Source organism: Paenibacillus mangrovi, from assembly GCF_022898935.1.
In the GTDB taxonomy this organism is placed as follows: domain Bacteria; phylum Bacillota; class Bacilli; order Paenibacillales; family Paenibacillaceae; genus Paenibacillus_AQ; species Paenibacillus_AQ mangrovi.
On record NZ_JALIRP010000026.1, the window covers coordinates 1 to 6164 of the forward strand.

The following is a 6164-nucleotide window of genomic DNA, read 5'->3' on the forward strand; positions in this document are numbered from 1 at the left end:
TTACATCAACGGTAATAGTGAGCAATTAGGTAGTAATAAATTAGCTCAATCCGATCTAATAGACTTAATTAATCAGGTTCAACAGTAAAGTTGGTTACCCACAATTAAGCTAACGGGACACGATAGTACAACATCAAGCTGCCACTACAACGGCAGCCTGTTCAGCTAACGGGCAGGTTAACGTAACCTTTTCATTTGTTCGACGTCCTATTTTATGGAAGATATTAAAGTGAAAAAGATGATGAAAAGATGGGGGGCTCATATGAAAGTAAAATACGCATTACTGTTACTGATCCTGTTAATCGTAGTAGCGGTTGTTTATTTTGCTGTGGTTACGTATCCCCGATCAATAAATACGACGATTCGCGGCGTAAACTTCCAACTAGGAACCGAACATATCAATAACGTGCAACCAGAGACATTAAGGATTCAAGGTTCATTGTCTACTGGTTTGAACGGCTTACAAACTTTTAAAGGCACCATTACGTTCGATAATGATTCGATTCCAGTTCCGGATGAGAGTCGGGAGACCACCATTCATTTTGATAAATACGGATATGGTCCGATCGTTTACGGATATATCGAGAATGCAGGTACAAGTGCTGCCAAACCAGAAACGTTTTCTTACGGTGTTTTATTTACGAACTCTGATTTCAGTTCCATTACTTACCTGAACATGAACAAGCGTGGATGGAATGGTGGCGATGGCTTAATGTTTGCAGGACCGGCTACGACACGGAAACAAGCCCTTATCATTTCTAATGAACTTATGAAAAAATTTTTGCAAAGCTTCGATATTGGGCAGGGATCCTATGTCTTAAACTAACGGGACACGATAGCTCAATGAAAACATTTGAAGGTAGCTGGCTTTTTGGTCGGCTGCCTTCTTCTCATTTAACTGGCAGTGGAGCAAGAATAATGTTGACTATTTGCACATTAGTGGTACTATATTCCAGCTAGCGTCTACATATGAATCTGGGAGGCATGTGAATGCAAGAAAAACTGGCGCAAACAAGGCTGCGAGGGGAATGAATAATAGAACCCCAGTTGGTTTCACACTAATCTCAATTCATAAAGAGTGCAGACTACTGAAATAATCGATATCAATATAAATGAATCAGGACCCAATGGTCTGAGCCCCAGAAGGATCAGGAGATCCAAGAAGCTGTCATGATTTTGCTGAAATGTGACCCCATATATATGTTCTTGTCGTCCGACGACATGAAAAAACACAAGAACGTACATGCTGAATAGCCGCGTAGAAGATGTTTAAAAGAGCCTATAAGCCAAAACCCCAGTCTCTTGTTAAAGGCTGGGGTTTTTTATCTAAAAGAGATTATTATTTTCGGGATTGTAGGCCCTTGATTTAGAAAGGGGTGTCTCAACGCGTGTAGGGCGTTTATAGCTCCAAGTAATGCCCTCTTTAGGGTTCGGGGATGTATATGCTTTTCTATCCGTTTTGGCTAATCACTCGGGACAGAATTTGCCGCCTATCAGTTATCGCCAGTTTCTTTACCGGACTTGCCGGCGGCCAAATCGTCCGCTGACGTATCCTTCGATCCGGACTCGTCCTCCGTGGAGGAGGATGAGGTATCCTGCGATGCCTCGCCATCCTTGACCGGCTTAAGCGTCAGCTGGACGGAACGCTTGCCGTTCTTGTCCGTGACCAGCTGCTCGGTGACGTATCCTTCGCCATCGACAGTAACCGCACATTTCAGCAGCGTCAAAATATTCAGTGCATCGCGCAGCGACTCGCCCTTCATATCCGGCACCGTCATTTTTTCGGCTTCCTCCGTGAGCAGATAAATGCGCTGTCCCGGACTCATCGGCGTTCCCGCAGCCGGAAACTGCCGGATGACCGAGGAGCCTTTACCGATCGTTTCAAAATCGATACCGGCGTTCAGCAGCTTTTGTTTGGCATCCTTCACTGCCAGTTTCGTCAGCGTCGGAGCTGCCGGGCGTTTCACAGTCGTTTTGCCGTCCGACGTTTTTTTGGTGGTGGTTTTCGGCACGCCCATGTACGGCAGGGCCTGGGACATGATTTTTTTGAAAATCGGAGCCGCCACCTTGCCGCCGCCGGCCTTCGGATCGTTCGGCTGGTCCACGATGACAATAAGGGCGATCTTCGGATCGTTCACTGGTGCAAAGCCGATAAAGGAGACGACGGATTTCGAAGAATCCGGTTTTTTGTCCGGGCCGTATTTGACCGCGGTACCTGTTTTACCTGCGACGCGGTAGCCATCGATATAGGCCTCTCTTCCGGTACCGATCACCCGGTCCGCCACGACCTGCTCCAGATAGCTGCTCGTTTCCTTGGCGGCTTCCGGGGAAATGACCTGCCGGACGACGTCAGTCTTGGTGGATTGGAAGACTTTCCCGGTATCCGGATCGGTGATTTCTTTAATGATATGAGGTTTTAGAAGCTTTCCGCCGTTTGCCACCGCGCTGATCGCCGCCAGCTGCTGGATCGGTGTCACGGACACGCCGTGTCCGTAAGAAGCGGTCGCTACTTCGACCGGACCCGGCAGATTGATCGGCATAGAAACTTCCCCTGGGAGTTCAATCCCAGTCTTCTGACCGAAACCGAAGTCGTTGATATATTTCAGCAGCCGGTCTTTCCCGAGCATTTCCGAGCCCAACTTGACGAAGGCGACGTTACTGGATCGCTTCACGCCCTCCAGGAACGTGATCGGCCCCCATCCCGAGCGGACAATGTCATGAAGGGGCGTATGAGTCCCTTTGACATAGATTTGTCCGGACTGGTAGATGGTATTCGGATTAAACAGCCTCTCCTGCACCGCACCGGCGAGCGTCACGATCTTGAACGTGGAACCCGGTTCGTACGTGGCCTTGACGGCATAGTTAAAAAAGTCCTTCTGTTCATACGCGGGATTCCAATACGTATTCGGGTTGAACGTCGGAAGGTTGGCCATCCCGAGTATTTCCATCGTCTTCGGATCGGCAGCGATGACCGTCATGCTGATCGGCCTGTACTTCTCATACGTCTCTTTCATCGCGTCTTCGATATAATACTGGATCGTGTCATCGAGCGTCAGCTTTAAATTTTTACCGTTGACAGCCGGCTTGTACACCATATTCGCTTCGGGAAGCTGGTCCCCTTGCAGGTCGCTTTCGTATTTCATGATTCCAGAGGTGCCTTTGAGGTAACTATCTTCGCTTGCCTCAAGTCCGGCAACAGCCTTGCCGTCGCGGTTTGTGTACCCCAAAATATGAGCCGCAAGCGTACCTTTGGGATAATAGCGTTTCTGCTCCTTGATCAGATCTAACCCGGTAGCCATCACTTTTTTCTCTTTCTTCAGCTGGTCCTTCAATTCGTCGTTATACTTGACGATTTCGGCTTTCTTCGTTTCGTCAATCTTCCACCCTTCGTTCCGGACTTCCCGGTTTGTACGGTATTTGCCTTCTTCGTCTTTGGCTGTCACGAGGGCCTTGAGCTCGCTTTCATCCTTGCCCAAAATCTTGTGTAGCCCTTCGATAATTTGGTCCTCCAACCCATTCTCATGGATGACGGCTGGATTAACAATAACGGTATAGGCCGGAACGTCGGAAGCCAGCACATCGCCGTTCCGGTCCGTGATCATGCCGCGGGTTGCCGGAATCGGGACCTTTCTCGTCCACTGGGCTACCGCCCGCTCGTGCCAGTCTTGTCCTTTGACTACCTGTAGTGTAAATACCCGAATCAACAGAACAATAAAAAGGAGGGTGATGAATCCTCCTATGAGCAGTGTGCGAAGTTTTATTCTTTTAATCATACTCAACCCTCACAAGCTCTATATCCTCGATGTAACTGTAATATTTCTCTCCGTGTTTCTTACGAATATCTTTTTGTGCCTTGCACATCTGGCTTTTAAAATTTCTTTGAGCTCGGTTTAATTTCGCCATAAAATCACCCCAGAAACAATTTTAATAGTAAAGCCTCTGAATGGCAATACATGGAAATCATCTTTCCCGGCAAAATTGGATGCTAGTTTCATTTCAAATCCTTGTAGCCTAGACCTATTTTAGATTCCAATTCTTGATATGTAGAAGCGATTCTTCCCGATGCTGAACCTTTTAATATAGCTGTCGTCGTTAAGAAAGTAACGTAGTATGTTCCGGGGTCAAGCGTACCTATCATGGAATCAGCTTGTCCGGGATTTAGAGTCATAGCTCCCATTTCTTGACCAGAAGGAGAGTCTTTTTTTAGGGCAACTCTCATTTTTCCACTTGAAGTATTATAAGCATATATTTTAGCCCAGTTCATATCAGTTGATGTTGTAAAAACTGCGGTATCACTTGTTCTATCTCCTTGAAAATTAATATTAAATGCTTTTGTTGAAGCTATAGGAGAAATAATTGGCGTATTTCCCAAAGACTCTGCCTCTGCATAAATAGGAATCATTGAAACATCTGTTGTCAGACTAAATAAAAGCGCTGTACTACCTGTCACTATAATCCCAGCTGTTCCAAGTAATATAGTAAACTTTGCCTTCATTTTCATTAATGATTCCCCTCTCATAATTATAATAAGGTAATATATCCATTTCCTTTCATATCGTAAGCGCCTGGATAGTTAGAAATTACAACTCTTCTTTCAATGTATCTTCCTTAATGCATTCAAAATATATAACAATCTTAACTATCAAAAAGTTACACATTATATTTAGATTTTGTGTTGTTTGATTTAACTAAAGATGAATTTATTGAGAAGGAAAAAAGGATTTTAGACTAACGGGACACTACAGTTTAATAAATAACTACAACGCGGCTGCCGGCATAAATCGGCAGCCGCTTTACGCTAACGGGCAGTAATTTAGATCACCAAAATGAAGGTGTGGTAAGATTGTCTATAAAAGTAATGGGTATTAATCAGTCTTGATCGTTATTTAGTAATCTGGTTAATTGAGGAGGGGTTACATTGAATAAGAATAAATTGAAAAGGTCATCGCGTGATAAATCATTGAATGGGGTTTGCGGAGGGATTGCTGAATTCTGTGGCATTTCTTCATTTGGTATTAGATTAATTTTTATTTTGACAATGCCCGTATCCTTGATTATCTACATTATTTTGTCTAATATACTTGATGAAAATACAAGCTTATCAGTTTAGATGTAACTACGGATTTAGTCCAGAATATTAATATGGTTAGTACATAGATGTTTAAACTAACGAGGAACGTTAGTGGAATACCCAACTAAGACGCTGTTGCCAGCACAATTCGGCAGCCGCGTTATGCTATCGGGCAGATTGCCGTATCTTTCCAGTGTTTGGAAACGTATTAAGTTTTAATTGAACTTAGCCAATTCACCCTCAGAAAGGAGAAATATTATGAAATTGAAGCTAATTTCATATCTACTATTTTTATTTATTTTCACAGGATGTTCGAATGGGCGAACCTTGATTTACTCAGCACCTACCAACGAACAGATAGTAAGATATGTTTCAGATAATAAATTAGAGGATCTCGATAGCATATGGATAAAGGACAGCGCTTTAATATTACTGAAAGATTCATTGATAACATTGTACTCTGATCAGAATGAAAAGTTATACGATCATAAGATTTCTTGGGGATCAAATGGGGAGGGCTTAGTAACTGTGGGCAATGGAGTACCGTACATTGCAGTTATTATACAAGATGATTTAATGACTAAAGGAGCCAAGTTTATAAATGTAAAGTATTCAGATGGAACAATTGAGTCAAGGGGAATTGACAAAGCGGGCTTATTAATATCCAATTATGGTCTAAGAACTGTATCACATTTGTCGATTGTTAATGCCGTAGGTGAAGAAATATACAGTAAATGAAGTTAAAAAATCGAGCAAGTTAGACATGACGAGGAATTAAGCTAACGGGACACTTTAGCTTAATCTATAACTAAAACGCGGCTGTCTGCATAGATCGGCAGCCGCGTTGTGCTATTCCAGCTAATAGCTTGTCAATATTTAATTATTAATAATCGATTCCAGGAGTGGTATACTTAAAAAAAGATATGACAAATAACCGTCCCCTTCGGCACAGGAATATATTTCATTTTTTCCTATTTCATGCTGATCATTCTAGCCGAAATGCTTCTTTTGAAGTCAAGATGGCAAAAATCCAGTGAATGAGTTTGTTTACACAAGCAATTACCGCTACTTTGAACAGCTTTCCTTCCGCACG

General features: G+C 43.5%; 5 protein-coding genes. 3 read left to right on the forward strand and 2 right to left on the reverse strand.

The window, feature by feature from the left end; genetic code table 11:
* Window positions 1-229 precede the first annotated feature (229 nt).
* Entirely contained in the window at window positions 230-826 is a 597-nt protein-coding gene (locus tag MUG84_RS27035) for a hypothetical protein (protein WP_244731273.1), read from the forward strand.
* 667 nt (window positions 827-1493) lie between these two features.
* Here MUG84_RS27035 and MUG84_RS27040 read toward each other — a convergent pair.
* A complete protein-coding gene (locus tag MUG84_RS27040; protein WP_244731274.1) occupies window positions 1494-3773 on the reverse strand; it encodes a penicillin-binding transpeptidase domain-containing protein in 2280 nt (759 codons plus the stop codon).
* 218 nt (window positions 3774-3991) lie between these two features.
* Window positions 3992-4501 (reverse strand): hypothetical protein, encoded by a 510-nt coding sequence (locus MUG84_RS27045; RefSeq protein ID WP_244731275.1) that lies wholly within the window; start codon window positions 4499-4501, stop codon window positions 3992-3994.
* A gap of 417 nt (window positions 4502-4918) precedes the next feature.
* Between MUG84_RS27045 and MUG84_RS27050 the strand changes: the two genes are divergently transcribed.
* Together MUG84_RS27050 and MUG84_RS27055 are read left to right on the forward strand one after the other, a co-directional pair.
* Window positions 4919-5110 carry a PspC domain-containing protein gene (locus MUG84_RS27050; RefSeq protein ID WP_244731276.1) on the forward strand — a complete coding sequence of 64 codons (192 nt, stop codon included), beginning with the start codon at window positions 4919-4921 and terminating at the stop codon, window positions 5108-5110.
* A 219-nt stretch (window positions 5111-5329) separates the two neighbouring features.
* The gene (locus MUG84_RS27055) at window positions 5330-5809 is read left to right on the forward strand and encodes a hypothetical protein (protein ID WP_244731277.1); all 480 of its coding nucleotides are present in this window, start codon (window positions 5330-5332) and stop codon (window positions 5807-5809) included.
* Window positions 5810-6164: the final 355 nt, after the last annotated feature.